The sequence below is a fragment of the Amycolatopsis palatopharyngis genome (assembly GCF_003385185.1).
Classification (GTDB): domain Bacteria; phylum Actinomycetota; class Actinomycetes; order Mycobacteriales; family Pseudonocardiaceae; genus Amycolatopsis; species Amycolatopsis palatopharyngis.
In genome coordinates this window covers 25906-47993 of sequence record NZ_PQHZ01000047.1, presented here as the reverse complement: position 1 = coordinate 47993, position 22088 = coordinate 25906, and the positions used below count along the sequence as shown (strand labels likewise).

The following is a 22088-nucleotide window of genomic DNA, read 5'->3' as shown; positions in this document are numbered from 1 at the left end:
GCAGGTACTCCTCTTGGTCGATCTGCCCCTCGGCGTAACGACGTCGCAGCTCGAGCTGGGCTGGATCCTCGCCTGCTCGGGTGCCGGAACGGTTGGAGTCCGAGCGGACCAGCCGAACGATCGTCAGCACCACGAGCACGAGCACCGCCAGTCCGAGCAGTCCCCAGAGCACCATCCACCAGCCCATGCCCATCATGCCGTCCATCAAGGCCATCACCGCCTTTCCGTCAGTCGGCCTAAGACCCATCGTAAGTGCCGCCGGTCGGTGTCGCCTCCCGTCACACAACCCGGCAGTGCCTCCTGCGACGGTCACCAACTAGTCTACGTAGTAGCTTAGTTGGTGACGTTCGGAGGTGTGGTGTGGGGCGAGGAGACAAGAAGCGCGGTCGCGGCCCGGTGATCGCGGCGAGCCGGCCGAAACCATGGGGCATGATCGCGGCAGTTACCGCCGTGGTCGTGCTGGCCGGTGTGGTGTTCGGCTATATGTACGTTCGCGCGGCCGACAATCGGGAGCTGGAGGCCGCGTTGGAGCCGTTCGCGCCATCCGCGGCGAACAACGATCCGTCGACACAGATTCCGGGGGTCGTGGTCCGGGACTACCAGGGCGCGAACCACGTGTCAGCGCAGCAGCGCGTTGCCTATGACACGGTCCCGGCGTTCGGGGGACCACACGACCAGTCCTGGGCGGCCTGCGACGGAGTGGTCTACGACGAAGCCATCCGTGTCGAGAACGTCGTGCACTCCCTGGAACACGGCGCGGTCTGGATCGCCTACCACCCCGACAAGGTCACCGGTGCGGCGCTCGACTCGTTGCGCGCCAAAGTGGAGGGGGAGAACTACCTGCTGATGTCACCGGTGCCCACTCTGGACTCGCCGATATCGCTGCAGTCCTGGGGCCACCAGCTCAAGCTCGACAACGCCCAGGATCCACGTGCCGATCAGTTCATCAAGGCACTGCGCGCCAACCGATTCACTCATCCAGAAGTGGGTGCCACCTGCTCCGAGTTGGGCCCGGGCCGCTTCGACCGCGACAACCCGCCTCCGTTCGACCCCACGCCGCCAGGACCTGGCGCACTGCCGATGAACAGTGAGGGGAACAAGTGACATCGAACGAACAGTCCGTCTCCAGCGAGGGGACGCTTCCGGCTGAGCCTCTCGCTGATGCGCGGCATCCACGATGGTTGATGGCTCTCCTGGCGGTGGGAGCGTTGCTGGCCGCCACGTTGCTGGGCGCCACCGGCGGTCTCCTCCTCGCCGATACCCAGGACGATGGCCCGGCGGAAACGCCGAACGCCGTGGATGTCGGGTTCGCCCAGGACATGACCGTGCATCACCTGCAGGGTGTCACGATGGCGAGCTGGGTTCGCGATCACAGCAGGGATCCAGCGATCCGGCAACTGGCTTTCGATATCGAAAGTGGTCAGACCGAGCAGGTCGGTCGGATGCAAGGATGGCTCGGACTGTGGTCCCGGGCGTCGCTGCCGAGCGGCGAGCACATGGGATGGATGAGCGACGCCGGACACGCCAATCACGCCAAGGGCACTCCAGACGATGCGAGTAGGCCGATGCCCGGCATGGCCACGACAAAGGAGCTGTCCCGGTTGCGCTCGCTGTCCGGGACTGAGCTGGACGTCTACTTCCTGCAGTTGATGATCCGGCACCACCAGGGTGGCGGTCCCATGATGCGTGCGGCCAAGGACAAAGCCGCGATGGGTGAGGTACTGAACCTTGCCGAGAAGATGCTCACCGCGCAGACCGCCGAGATCGAGGCGATGACCGCGATGCTCACGGTACGGGACGCGGAGCCGCTGCCTGCGCCGCTCTGACCGGAGCCACCCGCGAGGTGATGCATGCCAACGAGATCCACTCTCAGTGGCAACTCAGCTCGGCCATGGCGGCCGCCGCGAGTGGACTGGCGAAGGCGAGCAAAGCGATGCCCAGAAGTAGCGCGAGCGCCATGAGCCTGGGTGAATCGGCATGAAAGGTACGCGGCGGAACCGGGTCGGTACGCGGGAGATCGCTGGTCAAGGTCGAGAGTTCGACGACAGTACGTGCTTGATAAGCGGCACCCGAGCGCTCGGAGAACTCGTCCAGGGTCAACCGCCCGGTACCGACTTCCCGCTGCAGCTGGGCGACTGTCCGCTCTCGGTCGGCGTCCGACGCCCGGACGTTCGAGCCCGTCATAGCCTTACCTTCCAACGCATTGCTGTATTACCCCGAAGAGGGCGGCGCCGGTCGCCGGGGGAGCCGTCCCGACTCCAGTGAGTCCTCCGCACGCAAGACCCGAAGCTCTTCTCGCAGGTCCGCGATCTGCCGGTCGAGGTCGGCGTCCTGGCTGGAACCAGGCGTCATCGCGCAGTTTCGCTTGCGCATGGGACGGATGCAGAAGAAGTAGACAGCGGTAATGGCGGCGGCTGCGACGAACGCGGAGAACCAGGTGGGCATGTCAGAAGGTTCCTTCCGTGCTCCGAGACTCGCGCTCCGCCTTGAGTTGGTCGATCTCGGCGCGTAGCTGCCGCACCTGTTCCGGCTGTCCGCTGCCGGTGTTCTTGCCCTGGCCGCGCATCATCATCCACATCATCGCGCCCATTCCTACCGGGCAGGCCAGGATGGCAACGGTGTACAGCAGAGAGTCCATGCTTCCTCCATCCGCCGGGAGTCGGTTCCCGTCGATCATTCTACTATACTACTTAGGAGATTGGTCCTCTCGTGGTCGCCTGGTGTCCGTCGATCGGCTTACCTCTTGGCGGGTGCCGGCAGTGTCGCCAACCGGCGCTGCTCAGCGGGTCCGGTAGCGGGCGTAGATCAGTCCGCTGTCAAAGGCACGCTCCTCGACCAGTTCGAGATCGAGGCGCACCCCGTCGGGGAAGAACCGCTTGCCGCCGCCGACCACGCTCGTGGTGATGAACAGGTGGTACTCGTCCACCAGGCCGGCCGCGATCGCCTGGGCCGCGAGGTTCGGGCCGTCGACGGTGAGGTCGTGATGGGCCTCGGCCTTGAGCTTGCGCACCGCGTCGGGGTCGAACGTCCGCTCGATTCTGGTCTTCGTGCTGGACGCCGATTCCAGCGTGGTGGAGTACACGATCTTCTCCGCGGCCTGCCAGTCCCGGGCGTACTGCAGGATGTGCGGCGGCTGGTCGGGCTCCGTGTGCGCGGTCTCCCAGTAGACCATCGTCTCGTAGATCTTTCGGCCGTAGAGGTACGTGCCGACGGGGCGGAAGAGGTCGTTGATGAAGGTATGTACCTCCTGGTCCTCGGCGCCGGTGCCGAGGTCGCCCTCCGTCGCCTCGGCGTAACCGTCGAGTGAGGTGATCATCGAGTAGATGAGCTTTGCCATCGCGTCTCCTTCGGTACGGCCGCATCAGCCACCAGCGGTCCTGGAGGTTGTGACCTCTGCGGGACCCGGAACTCATCGGTCGGCAGGCGGCAGGGTCATCTGTCCCGCGGGCCGGCCCGCAGAATCGAACTTCCGCGCCAGGAGTGAGTCTTACTTTAAGACCCGCTATTCTCGCAGGCATGAAACGGACTTCCTTCGCCGAGTGGCCGTGTTCGATCGCGCGCACCGTGGATTTGCTGGGAGATCTGTGGACTCCGCTGGTGCTGCGGGAGGCGTTCTACGGGATCCGGCGGTTCGACGGGTTCCAGCAGTCGTTGGGCATCGCTCGAAACACCCTGACGGACCGCTTGCAGCGCCTGGTGCAGGAGGGTCTGATGGTCAAGCAGGCATACCAGAGCGAACCGGAGCGCTTCGACTACGTGCTTACCGAAAAGGGGCGGGACTTCTTCGGTGTGCTCGTGACGATGTCGCGTTGGGGTGATCGCTGGTTGTCCGGTGAGGAAGGTGTGCCGGTGGTGTTGCACCACGATCGGTGCGGGCATGACACCTCCCCGGAGATCGTCTGTTCGATGTGCAGACAGCCGCTGAGGCCGGAGGAGACCAGCAAGCGAATGGGGCCGGGTTATTCCCCTCGTCTGGCACAAAGGCCGGAGGTCCAGCGTCGTTTCGCAACTTGAGCGGTCCGAGCAGGGCCGCGACCGAAACGAACAGCGGGAGGCCGGGTTGCCGATTGGCCTCGTCCTCGGACACACTTGACAAGTGGGTTGCGTTAGACAACTCTGCTGGTCGGACGGCAGCGTTCTTCATGGTGACCGATCAGCGACGAGGAGGTCGAACGCGATGGAGTGGACGGGGGCACGGTATGCGGACACGCCGACCGTGGAGGTGGAGACGCGAATCGCCACCGTGCCAGAGCGGGTGTGGCAGCTCGTATCCGACATCGAGCTGATGCCGAAGCTCAGTCCCGAGCTCCAGTCGGTGCGCTGGCTGGGCGGAGCGGACGGCCCGGCGCTGGGGGCGCGGTTCGCTGGACGCAACAAGCACGAGTCGTTGGGGGAGTGGGAAACCACCTCGCATATCGTGCGGTTCGAGCCGCCGAAGGTGTTCGCATGGGCGGTGGAGGACCCGGCCTGTCCCACCGCGACCTGGCGGTTCACCATCGAGCCGGTTCGCGGCGCAACGGTGCTGCGGCAGTGGGTGCAGCTGGGGCCTGCGCCCTCGGGATTGTCGCTGGCGATCGAGAAGATGCCGGAGAAGGAACAGAAGATCGTCTTCGTCCGGCTGCGGGAGTTCGAGCACAACATGTCGATGGCTCTCGAAGAGATCAGGAAACTCGCCGAGGCCAACTGGAGGGCGGACACGTAATGCGGACGGCGACGTCCATCGAGGCCTCGGGTGGCGACTGGATGGAGACGGTCCAGTTCGCCGTGGAGGCCGAGAAACTGGGCCTGGACATCTGCTGGGTGGCCGAAGCCTGGGGTTCCGATGCGCCCGCACCGCTGGCTTTCCTGGCGGCCCGCACCGACCGGATGTTGCTGGGGTCGGGGGTCATGCAGCTGGGAGTTCGGACTCCGGTGGCGACAGCCCAGGCGGCGATCACCTTGTCGCAGCTGTCCCAGGGCCGCTTCCTGCTCGGCTTGGGACCGTCCGGTCCGCAGGTGATCGAGGGGCTACATGGGGTGCCCTTCGCGCGGCCGGTGGTGCGGATGCGAGAAACCGTGGAGATCGTTCGAAGTGCCGTCGCCGGTGAGAAGATCTCGTACGCAGGACAGCACTTCACCATTCCCTTGCCTGGTGGGCAAGGCAAGCCCATGCGTCTGTCGGCACGTTCCGAGCACGACATCCCGATCTACCTCGCCGCGTTGTCGCCTGCCTTGCTGCGGCTGACCGGAAAGATCGCCGATGGCTGGCTGGGTACCAGTTTCGTGCCAGAGGGTGCCGCGGAAGCGTATTTCGCCCACCTGGATGCCGGACTCGCCGAGACTGGGCGGTCGCGCGCGGATCTCGACGTCTGTCAGGGCGCGGAGGTCGCCTTCGCCGGTGACGAGGATGAACTGCGGGACATGCTGGCAGAGCGCAAGAAGAAGCTGGCGTTCAGCCTTGGCGGAATGGGCGCGGGGACCACGAATTTCTACAACAACGCCTACAGCCGACAGGGCTGGGCCGTAACGGCGGCCGAGGTCCAGCAGCGGTGGCAGGCCGGCGACCGCGCGGGTGCCGTGGAACTCGTCACCGACGAGATGGTCCTCGGAACCACCCTGCTCGGAACCGAGGACATGGTGCGCGAACGGCTGAGGACATGGCGCGACGCCGGGGTGAACACGGTTCGCTTCTACCCAGCCGGTGACACCCTCGACGCCCGGCTGGCCACCCTCGGCAGGGCCATCGAGCTCGCGCGCGAAGCCGGCTGACCAACCGAACCCGGCAGGTGCACGGCCACCACGTGGCGCGGTCATCCCGTATGGACGATCGTGCCCCGGCGTTGTCTCCTGCGACATCCGCGATTGCCGGACGGGGGTAGCGGGAATTCCGGGTGGCATGGACACCTACACGTATTCCACAGAAGCCGACCTGCCCGCCGACGAGTTCTTCGCGGCCCTTGCCGAGCGCCCTGACGTGGCACGCGAGCTTCCGTGGATCGATATCGCCGAGTCGGAAGAAGACGATCCACGGGCAGTCGTGGTCGAACTACCCGATACCGCACCGCAGGACGGCTGGCTGCGTGCCGACGAGTCCGGACGATCCTTGTCCTGGGGGAGCGCGGACGAGGACTATCGCGGCGAACTGAAGGTGATCGACCGGGGCCCGGACCGGTGCGAGGTCGCGGTCACGGTGCGCATCGAACTCGGCGACGGCGATCGAGCGCGACAGGAACTGGAGGGCGCCGTCGCCGCGATCGCTCATACGGCGACCGCCGATATCGACGTCGAGGGCGCGCAGGGCCAGAAGGGCTGGGCGTGAGGAGATCCGCGGCGGCGAACTCGGGAAGGGTCGCTCGCGTCGTTCACGGGTAGACCTCAGACAGTCGGTGAAGCGGTCACCTTTGACGCTCGCCGTGGACAGCAACGAAACAACCTTCACCAACGACCGCGCCAGGTGAACTGGCCGGCTCGGACCAGATCCGAGGCGGCTTCGAACGTGTAGCCGGCGCCGTCGCGGACCACACGGCCCGCGGACGGGGCCGGAAAGTGCGCGGGTAGCAGCGGTGTCCCCGATTCGGCGAGGTGGGCGAGCAGATCCAGCCGGGTCTGGGTGGCCTGTTCCGGGTCGACGCAGTACCGGGTACTGAGGTCCGGTCGTACCAGCTGGACGGGATGGTGCAGCAGGTCGCCCGCGAGTAGCAGCTCACCGCTCGAACCCGTGATCTGCACGCAGACGTTGCCGGGGGTGTGGCCCGGGGCGGCGACCAGGCGCACTCGCGGGTGGATCTCGGCGCCGGGCTCGACGAGTTCGAGCAGTCCTCGCTCGAACAGGGGCCGCACGCTGTCGGCCATGTATTCGCCTGTGCGCAGCATGGCAGCCGTGCCCGCGGTGCTCGTCCAGTAGGCGAACTCCGGGCCGGTCACGTAGTGGCGGGCGCGGTCGAAAACGGGGGTCCAGGTAGCGCCGTCGGCCCGGGTCGCCCAGCCGACGTGGTCCACGTGCAGGTGGGTGAGGACCACGGCGGACACGTCGGCGGTCGTGATCCCGGTGGCCGTGAACCGGCGGAGCCAGTCGTCACTTTGCCGATCGAACTCCGGCCGCAGCCTCGGTTTTGCCGCCCCGACGCAGGCGTCGACGAGCACCACCGTCTCGCCTGTGCTGACCAGGAACGACTGGATCGTGTACACGAGCCGACCCGTCGCGCTGTCGAACCACGGCTGCTGGAAGCACCACGGTGAGCGGTCGTCCCCGATATCAGGGAAGAACTCCGCCGGCTCGATGAGCAGCTGTGCCGTCTCTACCAGCGGTACGACCGCGACGTCGCCGAGATCGAACCAGAACTCGCCGGGCCGCGACCCGCCGTCACGCATGCTCGTCCACCTCGGAGGGAGCTGCCGGCGCGCGGGTCCTTGTCCTGCGTCGCCAGAGCGCGGTCGCGCACGCCGCGGCCACCAGGACCGGTGCCGTAGTGAGCAGGATGATGTCGCGCTCGGAGATCGCCAGGCCGATCAGGATGCCCGCGGCGCCGGGCCCGATGATCGACCCGGCCCTGCCGAGGGCCGCCGCCCAGCCGACCCCGGTCGTGCGGGTGCGGACCGGGTAGAGGGCGACCGCCAGCGTGAGCTGCCCGATCTGTCCCGCCGTGATCCCGGCGCCCGCGCCGCCGAGCACCAGGAGTAGTGCGACGTCGTTGAGTTCCAGGCGGGCCGCTGCGGCGATACAGACGATCCCGAGCACCGGCATGAGGATCAGCGCGCGGACGATGCCGATGCGTGCGGTCAGCGGCAGCAGCAGGATCCCGCCGACGACCCCGCCCAGGCTGAGGAATGCCAGGCCGAGGGGAGCGTCGGACGGGCTGAACCCGTAGCCGACCAGCAGTGTCGGTACCCACGAGGTCAACGTGTAGGCGGCGAGGAAGACGAGGAACGAGAAAGTCCAGAGCAGCACGGTGTCTCCCCGCAATGCCGGGTGGAACAGCCGTGAGACGCTGGCGTCGCGCCGCGCGGCCGATCCCGGACCGGCCTGCGGCGGCTCGGTGATGACCCGCGCCATCGGGATCACCAGTGCGAGCGGCAACAGCCCGGCGAGCCAGAAAACCCCCGCGGTGCCGAGGTTCTCGATCAGGCGGCCGCCGGCGAAACCGCCCAAGGTAAGGCCGGACGCGAGGCCGAGTGTGACGGTGACCGAGACCAGTTCGCGGCGCCGCGCGGGGCTGTGGTCGGTCGTGAGCGAGACCGCGACGGGCAGGACCACGCCCAGGCCGATTCCGGTCAGCAGCCGGGTGACGCTCAGCGCGGCGATGGACTGCATGGGCAGGACGACGGCCGTCAGCAGGGTGAACACCGCGAAGCCGACGACGCCGCCCAGCAGCAGCCTGCGCCGGCCGATGCGGGCTCCTGCCGCGCCGCAGCAGAGGTAACCGACCACGACGCCGATGTTGGTGAGTACCAGCGGATAGGTGAACTCGCTCGCACCGACTCCCCACTCGTTCGCGAGCGTCGGTACGACGACCGCCAGCGTGGCTGTGTCGAACCCGTCGAGCAGCACCGCCAGGAATGCGAGCACGACGACCGCCCACCGCACGCGGGCCGGTTCCTGGATCGTCGCAGCGAGGCCGTCAGGCTTCATGGGAATCACTTCCGTTGCCGAAGACCACCGGATGCGCGGCGGTGAACAGGGCGGACGCGGGATTGGCGAAGGCGGCCGCCGTGCCCACGTGGTCGGTGTCGTCGAGGACGACGGTTGTGGGATGTGCCCCGGCGGCCGACAACGCTTCGGCCAACAGTCGCCCGTGGTGGGCGAAGAACTCTCCGCTGTCGGCTTTGCGGTTCGGTTCGGGGTCGCCGAACGAGACGACGATGCGTGGCGGGGCCGTGGTGACGCGAAGGGCCGGGCTGAGCGCCTCGCCGGCGCCGTTGGCCTCGCCGCGCAGATCCACCGGCGCGCTCATGCAGACGGCGCCGACGACGGTGCCGGATGCGGGCACGCGCCGCCCCGCCCATCCGGTCATCGTGGCCATCGCCGCCAGGTGCCCGCCCGAGGAGTGCCCGGTGACCACGATCCGGTCTGGGTCACCGCCATAGCGAGCGGCATTCGCGGCCACCCAGTCGATGGCGCGTACCGCGTCGTCGACGGCGTCGGCGATCGTGTGCTCTGGTTCGAGCCGGTATCCGCACGACACGAACACGGCGCCCTCGTCAACCCAGGGCCGCGCCATCCAGTCGTAGAACGCGGGATGGCCCTCTCGCCATCGGCCACCGTGGAAGTACACGATCACCGGGCGCCCTGACCCGGTGCCGGGGTGGTAGACGTTGGCGATCTGCTGCGGGTCCGGCCCGTACTTGAGTTCCACCTGGTGGGCCAGCAGCCCCCGCACTTCCTCGCGCCGGAGAAGAGAGTCGTCGTAGAAGCCACGCCAGTCCGCGTGGTAGTCGCCGGGGTTGCGGTAGGTGTAGAACCCGGCCGGATCGGCGGGGCGGGCAGGGCTGGCCTCCGGCACGATGTCCTCCTTGTGATCGGTCGTGGTCGCCGTCACATCGTCGGATCGCCGGTTATGTTTGTCCAATGCCCTTCTGGCACGCGGTCATGCCCGAATGGACATGCGCCTCAGTCCGGCCGTTGTGGCGTTACCGGCGCGGTTCCGTGGTCGTCGTCCAAGACGGCCTGCAGCCGCTTTGCTTCCAGCCGAAGGTGCTCCAGCAGGGCGGCCGCGGCGGGTGTCGGCGGCTGATCCACCGGCAGCGTCACTCCGACGCTGCGGCGGATCGTGGGCAGCGGAGTCGGCAGGATCGCGAGTTTGTCGTCGTCGTTCGCGATCAACATCGGCAGGGCGGCGATGACGTCGGTCGAGACGAGCAGGTGGCGCAGGGTGAGTATGGAGGTGCACTCGACCCGGTTGATGGGCAGTTCGACACCTTCGGTGAAGAAGAGTTGCTCCAGTTCGGCGCGCAGTGCCGTCTGGTGGACGGGGACGATCCAGGGGTAGCCCATCAACTCGGGCAGCGTCGGAGACGGTTCCCGGTGTACCGGGTGCTGCACCCGGGCGACGAGGCGAATCGGCTCCAGGTAGAGGCGTTCCTGGTGTAGCCGGCCGGCGTCCGGGGTCGGCGTCAGCCGGCCCACGGTGAGGTCCACATCGCCCCCGAGGAGCGCTGTCTGCATCACGTCGGGCGTGGCTTCCTGGACGACCACGGTCACGTTCGGATGTTCGGCTTTCAGGGATGCGATCGCGCGCGGGAGCAGCAGGTTCGAGCCAGCGAGGTGGGTGCCTACGGTCACTGTTCCGAGTTCGGCCTGCGTCAGCAGGGCGAGGTGGCGATCAGCGTGCCGCAGCCGGGCCAGCACGGCGCGCGCGTCGCCGATGAACGCCTCGCCGTAGATCGTGGGGGTGACGCCTCGGGAGGACCGAGTGAACAGGATGACCCCGAGCAACGTCTCGACGTCGCGGAGGGCGCGGGTCACGACGGGCTGGGTGATGTGCAGGTGTTCAGCGGCCCGCACGATGCTGCCGTGCTCGGCGATGGCGGTCACGAGGACGAGGTGCCGGATCTTGAGCCGGCCGTCGAGCAGCCTGTCTAGGGTCATGCCAGGCACCTTATGTCCATTCGGACATGGTCGACGACGTGGCGAGCACTAGACAAGCATGGAGTGCCGGAGGGGTTTGATGAAGCATGTAGAACACGTTCTACATGACGAGTAGTGTCGACGGGCATGAGCTAGCGGAGGAGAGTGCGTTGCGACACGGAATCGTCCTGTTCACCAGTGATCGCGGGATCACTCCTGCCGAGGCGGCCCTGGCGGCCGAGGAGCACGGCTTCACCTCGTTCTACGTTCCCGAGCACACGCACATCCCCATGCGCAGGCAGGCCGCGCATCCGAGCACGGGTGACGAGACGCTGCCCGATGACCGTTACCTGCGCACCCTCGACCCGTGGGTCGCCCTGGCGACCGCGGCGCAGGTCACCTCGCGCATCCGGCTCGCCACCGCGGTCGCCCTTCCCGTCGAGTCCGACCCGATCACCCTGGCCAAGACGGTGGCGAGCCTGGATCACCTCTCGAACGGCCGCGTCACCATCGGCGCCGGGTTCGGCTGGAACACCGATGAGCTCGCCGACCACCATGTGCCCGCCACACGGCGGCGCACGGTGCTGCGCGAGTACGTCGAGGCGATGCGGGAGTTGTGGACCCAGGAGGAGGCGGCCTATGACGGGGAGTTCGTATCGTTCGGTCCGTCGTGGGCGTATCCGAAGCCGGTTCAGCGGCACATTCCGCTGGTCGTCGGTGCTGGGGGCGGACCGAAGACGTTCGCCTGGATCGCGCGCTCCGCCGACGGGTGGATGACCACGCCGGCCGAGCGGGACATCGCGGGCAAGTGCCACCGGCTCCGCAAGGCATGGGCCGATGCGGGACGCGTGGGGGAGCCGCAGGTGCACCTGCTGGCGACGGTGAAACCGGCTCCCGAGCACCTCGCGGCCTGGGAGGACGCGGGGGTCACCGACGTGATGTGGGGCCTTCCCGACAAACCTGCCGGCGAGGTGGTCGCGTTCATCGCCCGCCACGGCGATCGTCTTGACCTGTGACAGGGCAACCGCGAGCGCGGTGAACCGCAAGAATCGCCCATGGAACTCGCCAAGCACATAGGCGCGCGGTCGCGGCGGAGGACACGGCGACGATCATGGCCGGTGGCACGCGGTGTACCCGCCTACGTTCTGGATGCGGACCGCAGGCCAGGGGATGTCGATGCTGGACAGTCGTGCCGTAGCCTCGACTGATGGAAGACTTCTGTGGGCACCTGCTGCGCGCGACCGGAGAGCCGTGCGCTCGACCGGCCGGGCACGAACTGCCGCACCGGCCGATGGCACGGCAGGAGCTCGAGGACCAGCCGACCAGGCGGACCGAACGGGACCTCGCGTACGGCCGTCAGCTCGGTGTAGCTCCAGGAGAGGCGCTACCTGCCGCGATCGGTTCGGCGTCGGCGACCGCTCGGCCACCGCGCCGGAACCGAATGAAATTCGGCAAGGTGGAGACGAGGTTCGTCGACCCGAAGCCTGTGGGTGCGAAGAAGCCGCCCGTGACGCCGGTGCGGACCGAGGGCATCTAAACCAGACCGACTCAGGGCCCCGGCCACGACCTTGTAGCGGGAATCCCCGTAGTACTCGAGAAAATCAGGCGGATAACGCGAGTGCTCCTCGCCACTGCGCGCTCATCCAGCAACTGCGTGGGGTGCGGCGTGCCAATCGGATGGATATGACAGTTCTGTCATTCGGATGACACATGGCGAATGATGAATCGGTGCGTGGGTTAGCCCTATGTGGAGGCCGTAGAAAACGACGGCTTTGACTGGACTCGATAGGGAGACCGCATGACACCGAACGACACCGCCATCGTCGTGACCGATCCGCAGAACGACTTCCTCAGCCCAGACGGTGTTACCTGGGAGCTCGTGGGACCCAGCGTTGAGGGCAACGGGACGGTCGAGCACATCGAGCAGCTGCTCATCGCGGCCAAGGAGGGCGGGTACCCCGTCTTCGTCTCCCCGCACTATTACTACCCAACTGATCACGCCTGGTTGTTCGGCGGCACGCTCGAGAAGATGATGCACGAGATCCATATGTTCGACCGCAAGAGCCCGCTGACCGGCGAAGGTCTACCGGGTTCCGGCGCCGATTGGCTCGAGCGCTACAAGCCCTACATCGACGACGGCCACACCGTCATCACCAGCCCGCACAAGGTCTACGGGCCACAGAACAACGACCTGGTCCTGCAACTGCGAAAGCGAGGCATTTCCAAGGTCGTGCTGGCCGGAATGTCGGCCAATCTGTGCGTCGAGAGCCACCTGCGAGACCTGCTCGAGCAGGGTTTTGAGGTGACAGTGGTCAAGGATGCCACCGCTGCGGCGAACCACCCCGAGCTCGGTGACGGCTTCGCCGCCGCGATCACGAATTTCAACTATGTGGCCAATGACGTGGTGACTACCGAAGCGGCGGTGCGGGAACTCAAGCGCTGACCATCGGATAGTCGAAGGTGGGCCAGAGAAGCGTCCGGCCCTGGCCCCAGTGGTTCAAGCAACCGACTCGCGTGCGTGCCACCCGGGCAGGAGGTGGAAGTCGTCGAACTCTTTGCTTCGACGAGGATGTGGTTCTCGGAAGGACACATCTCGCGGGGTAGCGCAGCCAGGGCCGTACACGCCCAGCTGGGCACTTCGCCTCCCCCTCCCCCTCGCCCGTGGTCGCGCGGTCAGAGCAGTTCGCGGACCTCCTCGGCGGCGCGCTCGCCGGCGCTGACCGCCCCTTCCATGTAGCCCTCGTACAGAATCCCGGTCTCCGTACCTGCCCAGTGGATCCGGCCGACCGGCGCACGCGCGGCGTCCGTGTAGCGGGTCAGCGTGCCGGGGGCCCGCGTGCTGACGCAGCCCTCGATCCAGCGCTCGTTCAACCAGGACTTCTCGAGGTAGCGAACCGGTTGCGCCGCCTTGGGCCCGAACAGTTTCGTCAGGTCGTCGAGGAACGCGGTGCGGCGGGCCGCGGGGTCGTCGAGGAGCGCGTCGCTCCACTTGAGACCGTCGCCCGAGCCGGCGGTGCCCATGAACGTCACCAGAATCCCGACGCTGCCGTCAGGCGGCGAGTTGTCGGCGACGTATGGCGTGATCGGCAAGTCCGTGAACGCCTGGCCGCTGAACCCTTCTTCACGCCAGAACGGCTTTTCGTACACCGCGAACAGTTTGCTCTCGGTGCCGTTGCGCCACTTTCGCTGCAATGCCGCCCGGCGGACCGGAAGCTCCGGCGTGAAGCGGATGCGTTCGGCGTCAGCCGGTGCCATGGCGACGATCACCCGCCGGCAGCGCACCTCGGCGCGCGCTGACTTCACGATCACGCCTTCGTTTTGCTGACCGATCTCGGTGACCGGCGAGCCGAGAACGACCCGTTTGCCGAGCTGCTCGGCCATCCGCAGCGAGATCAGCTGCGGACCGCCTGCGATGCGCGACTCCTGGGACCCTCCGGTCGTGTTGAACATGTGCCCGATTCCCCCGGACGATCCGATCGCGTGCAGGGCCCGGAGGAAAGAGGTCTCGTGTGGATCCTCGGCGAAGATGATGGTGAATCCCAGCGTGAACAGCCACTCGGCCTCGGCACTGAGGGAATTCGAGTCGAGCCACCCGCCAAGGGTCATGCCGTCCCACGTCAGGGCGTCGGGGGCGGTCCACGGCGCCTCGGCGGGAACGGTCGAGGCCATCTGTTCCAGCCTCGTCTGCAGCTGCACGAAGTCGGCCAGTGCGTCCGGTCCGAGCGGCGGGGTCATCCCGGTGAAGGTCTGCCGGTTTCCGTTTCGCAGGTAGACCGACTTGCCGTCGACGTAGGTGTTGAACGTCGAGAGGCCGAGTTCGTCGATGAGGCCGAGGACGCGGTCCTGGCCCGGGCCTACCCATTCCCCGCCGCCTTCGGTGACCACGCCGTTCCCGACCTCGAGATCAAGGGTCCTGCCGCCGACCCGATCGTTCGCCTCCAGCACGAGTACCGACGAAACTCCGGACTGGATGAGCCGGCGCGCCGCGGTGAGGCCGGAAATCCCGGCCCCGATGACGACCACGTCCGCACTCGCGCTATCAGGCGTCGCCTCGGCGACAGGAATCCGTCCCACGGTGAGGCTCGCGGCTATTCCGCCGCCGGCCGCCAGCGCCCCGCGTCGCGACACACCCTGACGGCGATGCTCTGTATTGCTCACGAGTCGTCTCCCTGAGGTTGATCCTGTCTGAGGTTCGATGTGCTGGCGTCGCTGTGTCATTCCGTTGTTCCGCGGACCAGTTCGCGCCTGAGGATCTTTCCGGCGACGGCGATCGACAGGCCGATGCCGCGGCTGCCGCCCGACATGGGCAGGGCGCGGCCCGAGAGGCTCATCCGGTGATCTCCTTGCCGAAGATGCCGCGAGCGATGACCCACTTCAGGATCTCGTTGGCGCCCTCGTAGATCTCACCGATCTTGCTGTCGCGGTAGATCGCCTCGACGGGGCCAGGCGTGCCGTCGGCGCTGAGTTCGCGGGCGAAGCCGAGGCCGCCGAACGCCTGGACGGCGTCGCGGGCCATGTCGACGGCGAGCCGGCTGCCGTAGAACTTGGCCATCGATGCCTCCGGCTCGGGGAACACCTCGCCGGCGTCGCGCCGCAGGGCCGCCTTGAGATAAAGGGTTCGCGCGTTCTCGATCTCGGTGGCCCGCTCGGCCATCAGGAACTGCCAGTGCTGGTTGGCGGCCAGCTTCCGGCCGAACGCCTCCCGGGTCGACAGATGCGCGACGGCGTGGTCGAACGCGGCCTGCGCCATGCCGACACCGGCGGCTGCGATGCCGATACGCCCGAGCGTGAGTGTGGCGAGCGCGTGGCGGAGCCCGTGTCCCGGCTCGCCACCGAGCAGGGAGTCCTTTGTCAGCGCGACATCGGTGAACCACACGTCGGCGGTGAGCTGACCGCGGTTGCCCATCTTCTGGTCGGACTCGCCGACTCGAACTCCGGGCAGGGAGGTGTCGACGATGAACATCGAGAGCCGGTCGCCGGTGCGGGCGAGAGTGACGATGAAGCCTGCGACGGGCGAGTTGGAGATCCAGCGCTTGCGGCCATTGAGGACCCAGGTGTCGCCGTGCTGGACGGCGACTGTCTGGATGGCTTGAGGGCTCAGGTCGGACGAGGCCTCCGGCTCGGTGGTGGCGAAGGCGCCCACCATGGTCCCCTCGGCCACCGGACGCAGCCACCTCTGCTGCTGGGCAGCGGTGCCGTGGGTCAGCACGTTGCCGGCGAGGATGCAGTGGACGTCGAAGACGGCCGCGATGCTGCTGGAGTAGTAGGCCAGCTCCTCGATCGCGACGGCGGTCGCCGTGACCGGGTGCGCGAGACCGTCCCCGCCGGCCTCGGCGGCGAAGGGAACCCGGAACAGTCCAGCGACGGCAAGGCCGTCGAAGACGTCCCGCGGGAAGCCGTCGACGCGCTCATCCCCGTTCGCGATCCGGCGCGCGACGGGGGCGACGACCTCGGCGGCGATCTTGCGCACTCGGTCGCGCAGCTCCCGGGTCTCGGCGGGGGAGAGGAGGTCGTGATAGAGCCGATCCGCCTGACGGGCGGGGTTCGATGTGGCAGGCATGGTTTCCTTTCCTCGCGAGGGTCAACCGGGAATGGTGGGGTCGGACGCGAGCGCACCCGAGTGGGACAGGCTCGCCAGAACTTGCTGCGCGGCGCGCTCACCCGATGCGGCTGCGTCGGCGAGTGAGGGCATGTCGAGCTGGTAGTCGCCGGCCAGGTGGACCGGGCCGAGGTTCCGGCGCAGCGTCGGCAGTGAGTCGCGTCCACCGGGCGCCCAGAACGGGACGACCCGACGGTGCCGCCGCACGACCCCTTCGCCGAGCTTCCCCTCGAGCTCGGGATAGAGCTCGACGAGGTCTGCGGTGAACCGGGAGACGATCTCGGAGTCGCTGAGCTCGAACAGCCTGTCGGCCACGGCGCCGCCCGCGAAGCAGGCCAGCGCGCCGCCCGGCTTTCGTGGGCCCGGACCGCGCAGGGCCGCGGCGTGGTTGAACATCGCCTGGAACGACAGCTGGGGCGTCGACACGGCGATGTAGTCGTCCCACCGCTGCGGCCCATCCTCGTGGGTGAAGAAGCCCACCACCACGTACCGGCCGTAGTGGATGTCGTTGAACGCCGCCCGGTACTCGGGCGGGAGGCCGGGCATGATCTGCACAACCACGTCACTGGGTACGGCCACGATCGCCCGGCGGGCACGGATTCGCCCCGGTCCGTTCTCGTCCTCGTACTCCACGACGACGCCGTCCTCGGTCCACTCGATGGACTTCGCCGGTGAGTTCAGTCGCAGCCGATCGCCGAGGTCGGCGGCCAGGATGTCGGTGAGGGTCTGGTTTCCCCCCTCCGGCAGGGCGAAGTTGGGAACCTTCGCCGGGTCCGTCAGGAGTATCCCCATCGAGATCACGAACTGCGTCGCCGCCGTCTCCTCCGGCTCGCATCCCATCCACTGTCCGGACCAGGATCGGACCATGTCCCGGGCGACCTCGGAGCTGACTCCACGAAGCACGTACGACGCGGATCGGGCGTCCAGCTTCGCCCGGATCCGCTTCGCCAGGCGGTTGTCCGGGTTCAGCTCCAGGAACGGCACCGCCGCGAGGATGCGGGAGCCGACAGCCGCCAGCCCGACCCGGTCCATGAAACTCATCCGGGAGCGGACCATCAGGCCGAACGGATTGGAGGTGTCGACCTGCTTCCCGTGGAGCGAGAGGGCCACCTTCTTGCCCGCGAGCGTTCCCATGGTGATCTGGTGGCGTTCGAGGGCTTCGATCAGCGGTCCTGTTCCCTCGGTGAACTGGGTGCCGAGGTTGATCCAGTAGTCGCCCTGGCGAACCGACTCCACTCGCCCCCCGGCCCGACCGGCAGCTTCGAGCACGATGACGTCCCGATTGGACAGTGTGCTCGCCGCCATCAACCCGGCGATGCCGGCACCGACCACGACGACTTCTGCCTCGAGTTCGTGGGTGGCTCCGGTCATGTGCTGCTCCCGACATGCTGCTGACGCTCGTTCAGCTCCGCGGCGATGGCTCCCACCAGTCGCCTCGTGGCCGCCCTGCTGCTCGGGCTGATCGCCGTGAAGGAGATGTAGCCGTGCACGAGCTCGCGCTCGTGGATCACCTCGGCCGGTACCCCGTGTGCCGTCAGCGCGGCGGCGTAAGCGAGTCCGTCGTCGCGGAGCGGGTCGAAACCGGCGACCGTCACGATGGCGCGGGGGAGACCTGTCAGGTCGCTGGCCAGTAAGGGAGAGACCCGTGGATCCAGATGGTCGGTTCCTTCGGGTAGGTAATGCCCCATGAACCACCCGATCTGCTTGGCCGACAACGCAGGGGATCCGGCGAACTCGTCCCGGGAGGGCCGCCGCCGCGAGATGTCGGTCACCGGCTGGATGAGCACCTGCACCATCGGCTGGACCGTTTGGCCACGAAGCCGCTGGCAGAGCACCGCGACCATGTTGCCTCCGGCGCTTTCACCGGCGACGACGATCCGGCGTGGGTCGATACCCCAGTCAGCCGCGTGCTCGATGGCGTACTGCCACGCGGTGAGTGCATCGTCGTGCGCCGCAGGGAAGGGGTGTTCGGGTGCGAGCCGGTACTCGACGGACAGGACGTCGGCGCCAGTTCCCTGTGCGAGCATCCGCGCCGGGGCGGCGTAGCTGGCGCGGCTTCCCAGAGCGAATCCGCCGCCGTGGAAGAAGAGGATCAAACCTCGGGAGGGCTTGCCGGAGCCGTACCGGGTCGCCCACAGCCCGTTGGCGAGCTCCACTTCCTGCTCGACCGCACAAGGGTCGATACGGTCGGCGAACAAGGCTGCGTCGCGCTCGGTCACCTCCCGGGCGGCTGTCGCCGACAGGTCGCTGTAGTCGTCACCGGCTTCGGTGAGCTTCATCAGGAGGGCGACGTCGGGAGCCATGTGATCGCCGGCGCTGTTGACCGGTGGGCGTACCAGCAGCCTGACGAGCGGGGCCGGGATGCGGCTCAGGGCGATGACGAACGTCCGTTGAAGACGCCGGCTCAACGTGAGGCGCGCTGCGGTCATGAGTCGGCCCCCACGCTCGTGAGGTCAGCGGCCGCGGGTTTCCGGACGGAGAAACGAATGTTCTTGTCGACCAACTGCTTACCCTTGAACAGCCGGTTGTCCTTCACGAACGTCGTGTGCATCTGCCATGGGAGCCCGGTGCCCTGGCGGGGCAGCTCGTGCTTCGACCGCTGGATGTAGCCTGCGGTGAGGTCGAGCAGGTCGACGGTGGGCATGCCCTCCGGCGGGACCGGCACGGCGATGTCGCAGCCCTTCTGTTCCATCGTGCGGATCACGTCTGCCGCGAGGCGGCTCACATTGCGGATACGCAGGGTCCAGGTCGCCTTGGTATAGCCGAGCATCATGGCCCAGTTGGGCACGCCGGAGATCAGGGCGCCGCGATACAGCACCGTGTCGCCGATGCTGACCGGGGTGCCGTCCATCGTGGGCTGGATGCCGCCCAGCATCTGCATGGCGAGGCCGGTCGCGGTGACGATGACGTCAGCTTCCAGCGTCCGGCCGGACTTCAGCAGGATGCCCTCGCTGGTGAACCGCTCGATCTGGTCGGTCACCACGTCGGCGTTCCCCTCACGGATCGCGGTGAAGAACTCTCCGTCCGGGGTGACGCACAGGCGCTGGTCCCAGGGGTTGTAGGGAGGCGCGAAGTGGGTGTCCACGTCGAACCCGGCCGGCAACTCCTTGGCCGTCCACTTACGCAGGAGGTTGCGCCCGAACTTCGGGAACCTGCAGAGCACCGTCACGATGAAGTGGTCGGACCAGATGTTCTTGACCCGCGTGGCGGCATACCCGCGCTGGACGCCGAGGAGCTTCATGAGCCTCTGGGCGAGCTTGTCCACCCGGGGGACCGACGCGACGTAGCTCGGGGTGCGCTGGAGCATGGTGACGTGGGCTGCCGCCCCATCGCCCATCAGCAGCGCGGGGAGCATCGTCACGGCGGTCGCGCCGCTGCCGATGATGACCACGCGCTTGCCGCTGTAGTCGTAGTCCTCCGGCCAGTGCTGCGGGTGGAGGATGTCGCCCTGGAAGTCAGCGCGACCCTCGAAGGCGGGCTCGTAGCCGGCCTCGTAGTTGTAGTAGCCGGTGCCGCTGAAGACGAACCCGGCTTTGATGACGTTCCGGGTCTCGTTGCCTGCTTCGTCGGTCGCGGTGACCTGGAGCGACCACTGCGCCTCCTCGCTGGACCAATCGGCAGCGGTGACCCGGTGGCGCAGCCGCAGGATCTTGTCGAGCCCGAACTCAGTGACGGTCTCGGCCATGTAGTCGCGGATGAACGGGCCGTCGGCGATCGCCTCCTTGTGCAGCCACGGCTTGAACTCGTAGCCGTAGGTGTGCACGGAATCGTCGGACCGGATGCCCGGGTACCTGAACAGGTCCCACGTGCCGCCGACCGCGTCGCGGCCCTCGAGCAGGAGGATCTTCTTGTCGGGGAAGTCGCTCGTCAGGTACTTCGCTGCACCGATGCCGGAGAGACCGGCGCCGATGATGACGATGTCAGCCGACTCCGTCGCTTTTGCGCGCTTCATAGTGCACTTCCTTCTCAATTCGTGCGGTCGTCAGACCCGGTGGGTCGTCAGTCAGGGGGCGGGTACGACGCCGGTTCCGCGGGCGCGGGTGGCGATGATGGGCTCGGCAAGGACTTCCGCCCTGCCCGACTCATCGATGGCTCGGGCGATAATGCGCAGTTCGAAGTCGATCGTCCGGCTCCGGTTGCCCTTCGCCGCGAGTCGCGCTTCGACCTCGATGACGTCGCCGCCGCGCACCGGCGACAGGAATTCCACGGACGAGTACCCGGCGAAGAGGCTCTCGTGGCCGTCGGTGACGATCGCGAGATGAGTTCCGGCGTCGCCGAACAGCGCCAGACCGAACGCCCCGTCGACGAGGTTGCCGGCGTAGTGAGCCGCGGAGTAGGCGACGTAGCGCTGATGGATGACATTCATGAGAGCTCCGGTTCGGTGCGGCGGGATCGGCCAATCAGGTCGATGCCCAGGAAGACCACGAAGACCACGGCCAGGGCGACGAGGGCGACGTACGACATCGCGTCCAGCGGTGAGGCAGGCGGATTGATCAGGCCATTCAGATACATCCAGGCCATGGCTGCCGCACCGACAAGGGAACTGACGACCGCCAGCGGGCTGAGTCGGCCCTCGCGGGCCAGCAGCTTCACGGCACCGGCGCAGATCAAGAGGTAGGGGGTCACCCAGAAGTAGACGATCAGCGTCGCCACCGAGTTGTAGACGTTGACGATGTTGTCCGGGTTGAGCGCCACCAAGATGAGGATCGCGCCGAGACCGAGAGCGCTGATCGTGACGACGGCCGTCGCGGGACTCTGGTAGCGAGGGTGGATCCGGCCGGTGCGCGCGGGCATCAACCGGTCGGTGGCGAGGGTCGCCACGAACCGGGAACCGTAGTTGACGAATCCGATCAACGCGGCGAACGTCGCGACCGCGAGGACCAGGTCGGTGGCTGTGGCCACGGTGCTGCCAAGTCCGCCCTCGACGGCGAGTGCCGCGGCAGGAGAGGTTCCGGCCGCCAACGCGTCGCTCGCGGCCAGCAGCGCGGGCACCTGGAGGACGGTCGCGACCACGTACAGGGCGCCGAGGCCGAGCGGGACACACATCACGGCGAGCGGTACCGCACGCTTCGCATCGCGTGTCTCCGAGGCGAGCGCTGTGCTGCTCTCGAAGCCGACCAAGAACACCGCACCGGCGGCGACACCCTGGAAGATGCCGCTGGTGGTGGCTCCCTCGAGGGACAACTGCGTTCCGAGGTCAAGGCCTGAGCTCACGGCGGCAGTCACAGTGATGACCACCATCAGCGGGACCGAGACGATCGCGAGGGTGACCGCTGACCGTACGGACGTGTCGAGGCCGCGATAGGCGATGGCCGCTGCGATCAGCACGGCACCGCTATAGATGATCATCTGAACCCCCACGTCGAACCCTGATCCGATGCCCAGGGAGAGCAGGAAGCTTCCGGAGAAGAGTCCGACGAGGAAAGAGATGGCTCCGACCTGGGCGATGTACCCGAGGAACAGCGCAGCTCCCGTGAGGATCCGGGCCCAGGGACCGAACACGCGGGAGATGTAGGAGTAGAGCGAGCCCGTGACTACGAAGCGCCGGGCGAAGCTGATGATCGAGAGCCCGACCAGGCTGGTCGCGACGGCGGCGATCAGCGCTCCGAGCCAGCTGCCGTTGCCTGCGGTGGCCAGCATGAGGGCCGGGACGGACGCCAGGCCGACAGGTGGGATATAGGACGCCAGCGCCAAGCCGACGAGCTGGCTTCGGCTGAGGTGCCCATCGTCGAGCCCGGCCACCTCGTGATGTTCGTCGGGTGCGGCCCAGTCTGCGGCCTCAATGGGGTTGCTCATCGTGGGAGATCTCCTGGCGACACAGCGGGCTAGTAGGTCAACTGATTAAGTCAGATGATTCAGTGTGTGGCAACGTCCATGCCTCGTCAAGAGTGGCGCGGGCACTTGACGCAAGGGCCCTGCCGGCATGGCTGTTGACAACGCGCGAGG

General features: G+C 67.4%; 25 protein-coding genes. 9 read left to right on the top strand and 16 right to left on the bottom strand.

Annotation, left to right across the window (positions count from 1 at the left end; genetic code table 11):
* The coding region (locus D0C15_RS27055) for an SHOCT domain-containing protein (RefSeq protein WP_116050917.1) at positions 1-214 on the bottom strand (214 nt) is incomplete at its 3' end.
* 146 nt (positions 215-360) lie between these two features.
* Here D0C15_RS27055 and D0C15_RS27050 point away from each other — a divergent pair.
* The gene (locus D0C15_RS27050) at positions 361-1104 is read left to right on the top strand and encodes a thioredoxin-like domain-containing protein (RefSeq protein ID WP_425455433.1); all 744 of its coding nucleotides are present in this window, start codon (positions 361-363) and stop codon (positions 1102-1104) included.
* 80 nt (positions 1105-1184) lie between these two features.
* Positions 1185-1826, top strand: a complete 642-nt coding sequence (locus D0C15_RS27045) for a DUF305 domain-containing protein (RefSeq protein ID WP_116050915.1) — start codon at positions 1185-1187, stop codon at positions 1824-1826.
* A 43-nt stretch (positions 1827-1869) separates the two neighbouring features.
* On the opposite strand, the gene D0C15_RS27040 is transcribed toward D0C15_RS27045, so the two are convergent.
* The 4 genes from D0C15_RS27040 to D0C15_RS27025 all read right to left on the bottom strand — a co-directional run bounded on the left by D0C15_RS27040 (position 1870) and on the right by D0C15_RS27025 (position 3337).
* On the bottom strand, positions 1870-2184 hold the full coding sequence (locus D0C15_RS27040; protein WP_116050913.1) for a DUF1707 SHOCT-like domain-containing protein: 315 nt from the start codon (positions 2182-2184) through the stop codon (positions 1870-1872).
* A gap of 27 nt (positions 2185-2211) precedes the next feature.
* On the bottom strand, positions 2212-2445 hold the full coding sequence (locus D0C15_RS27035; protein WP_116050911.1) for a hypothetical protein: 234 nt from the start codon (positions 2443-2445) through the stop codon (positions 2212-2214).
* A 1-nt stretch (position 2446) separates the two neighbouring features.
* On the bottom strand, positions 2447-2638 hold the full coding sequence (locus tag D0C15_RS27030; protein ID WP_116050928.1) for a hypothetical protein: 192 nt from the start codon (positions 2636-2638) through the stop codon (positions 2447-2449).
* Between the two features lie 141 nt (positions 2639-2779).
* Entirely contained in the window at positions 2780-3337 is a 558-nt protein-coding gene (locus D0C15_RS27025; RefSeq protein ID WP_116050909.1) for a dihydrofolate reductase family protein, read from the bottom strand.
* A 179-nt stretch (positions 3338-3516) separates the two neighbouring features.
* Here D0C15_RS27025 and D0C15_RS27020 point away from each other — a divergent pair, with 179 nt between their 5' ends.
* From D0C15_RS27020 to D0C15_RS27005, 4 genes are all read left to right on the top strand, one after another.
* Positions 3517-4014, top strand: a complete 498-nt coding sequence (locus D0C15_RS27020; RefSeq protein ID WP_116050906.1) for a winged helix-turn-helix transcriptional regulator — start codon at positions 3517-3519, stop codon at positions 4012-4014.
* Between the two features lie 163 nt (positions 4015-4177).
* Positions 4178-4702, top strand: a complete 525-nt coding sequence (locus D0C15_RS27015) for an SRPBCC family protein (RefSeq protein ID WP_116050904.1) — start codon at positions 4178-4180, stop codon at positions 4700-4702.
* Positions 4702-5748 carry an LLM class flavin-dependent oxidoreductase gene (locus D0C15_RS27010; protein WP_116050902.1) on the top strand — a complete coding sequence of 349 codons (1047 nt, stop codon included), beginning with the start codon at positions 4702-4704 and terminating at the stop codon, positions 5746-5748. Before D0C15_RS27015 ends, D0C15_RS27010 begins: the two co-directional genes overlap by 1 nt.
* Before the next feature lie 127 nt (positions 5749-5875).
* Positions 5876-6298, top strand: a complete 423-nt coding sequence (locus D0C15_RS27005) for a hypothetical protein (RefSeq protein ID WP_116050900.1) — start codon at positions 5876-5878, stop codon at positions 6296-6298.
* Positions 6299-6414: 116 nt separating this feature from the next.
* On the opposite strand, the gene D0C15_RS27000 is transcribed toward D0C15_RS27005, so the two are convergent.
* From D0C15_RS27000 to D0C15_RS26985, 4 genes are all read right to left on the bottom strand, one after another.
* Positions 6415-7350, bottom strand: coding sequence for an MBL fold metallo-hydrolase (locus D0C15_RS27000; RefSeq protein ID WP_116050898.1), 936 nt, complete (start codon positions 7348-7350; stop codon positions 6415-6417).
* On the bottom strand, positions 7343-8608 hold the full coding sequence (locus D0C15_RS26995; RefSeq protein ID WP_116050896.1) for an MFS transporter: 1266 nt from the start codon (positions 8606-8608) through the stop codon (positions 7343-7345). The genes D0C15_RS27000 and D0C15_RS26995 overlap by 8 nt, the downstream gene beginning before the upstream one ends.
* Positions 8598-9479: an alpha/beta hydrolase gene (locus D0C15_RS26990; protein WP_162830269.1), complete on the bottom strand. Its 882-nt coding sequence runs from the start codon at positions 9477-9479 to the stop codon at positions 8598-8600. Before D0C15_RS26990 ends, D0C15_RS26995 begins: the two co-directional genes overlap by 11 nt.
* A 107-nt stretch (positions 9480-9586) precedes the next feature.
* Complete coding sequence (locus D0C15_RS26985; RefSeq protein WP_116050892.1) at positions 9587-10564, bottom strand: LysR substrate-binding domain-containing protein; 978 nt, start codon at positions 10562-10564, stop codon at positions 9587-9589.
* Positions 10565-10713: 149 nt separating this feature from the next.
* Between D0C15_RS26985 and D0C15_RS26980 the strand changes: the two genes are divergently transcribed.
* The 3 genes from D0C15_RS26980 (at position 10714) to D0C15_RS26970 (ending at position 12986) form a co-directional block, all read left to right on the top strand.
* Positions 10714-11559, top strand: a complete 846-nt coding sequence (locus D0C15_RS26980; protein WP_116050890.1) for an LLM class F420-dependent oxidoreductase — start codon at positions 10714-10716, stop codon at positions 11557-11559.
* A gap of 191 nt (positions 11560-11750) precedes the next feature.
* A complete protein-coding gene (locus tag D0C15_RS26975; protein WP_116050888.1) occupies positions 11751-12080 on the top strand; it encodes a hypothetical protein in 330 nt (109 codons plus the stop codon).
* A gap of 261 nt (positions 12081-12341) precedes the next feature.
* Positions 12342-12986 carry a cysteine hydrolase family protein gene (locus D0C15_RS26970; protein WP_116050886.1) on the top strand — a complete coding sequence of 215 codons (645 nt, stop codon included), beginning with the start codon at positions 12342-12344 and terminating at the stop codon, positions 12984-12986.
* Between the two features lie 230 nt (positions 12987-13216).
* Here D0C15_RS26970 and D0C15_RS26965 read toward each other — a convergent pair whose 3' ends face one another.
* The 7 genes from D0C15_RS26965 to D0C15_RS26935 form a co-directional block, all read right to left on the bottom strand.
* Positions 13217-14701, bottom strand: coding sequence for a flavin monoamine oxidase family protein (locus D0C15_RS26965; RefSeq protein ID WP_211323339.1), 1485 nt, complete (start codon positions 14699-14701; stop codon positions 13217-13219).
* A 169-nt stretch (positions 14702-14870) separates the two neighbouring features.
* Positions 14871-16103, bottom strand: coding sequence for an acyl-CoA dehydrogenase family protein (locus D0C15_RS26960; protein WP_116050882.1), 1233 nt, complete (start codon positions 16101-16103; stop codon positions 14871-14873).
* A 21-nt stretch (positions 16104-16124) separates the two neighbouring features.
* Positions 16125-17513 (bottom strand): flavin monoamine oxidase family protein, encoded by a 1389-nt coding sequence (locus D0C15_RS26955; RefSeq protein WP_116050880.1) that lies wholly within the window; start codon positions 17511-17513, stop codon positions 16125-16127.
* A complete protein-coding gene (locus D0C15_RS26950) occupies positions 17510-18571 on the bottom strand; it encodes an alpha/beta hydrolase (RefSeq protein WP_116050878.1) in 1062 nt (353 codons plus the stop codon). The genes D0C15_RS26955 and D0C15_RS26950 overlap by 4 nt, the downstream gene beginning before the upstream one ends.
* A complete protein-coding gene (locus D0C15_RS26945) occupies positions 18568-20094 on the bottom strand; it encodes a flavin-containing monooxygenase (RefSeq protein ID WP_116050877.1) in 1527 nt (508 codons plus the stop codon). Before D0C15_RS26945 ends, D0C15_RS26950 begins: the two co-directional genes overlap by 4 nt.
* 51 nt (positions 20095-20145) lie before the next feature.
* The gene (locus D0C15_RS26940; RefSeq protein ID WP_116050875.1) at positions 20146-20508 is read right to left on the bottom strand and encodes a hotdog domain-containing protein; all 363 of its coding nucleotides are present in this window, start codon (positions 20506-20508) and stop codon (positions 20146-20148) included.
* Positions 20505-21938 carry an APC family permease gene (locus D0C15_RS26935; protein ID WP_116050873.1) on the bottom strand — a complete coding sequence of 478 codons (1434 nt, stop codon included), beginning with the start codon at positions 21936-21938 and terminating at the stop codon, positions 20505-20507. The genes D0C15_RS26940 and D0C15_RS26935 overlap by 4 nt, the downstream gene beginning before the upstream one ends.
* Positions 21939-22088: the final 150 nt, after the last annotated feature.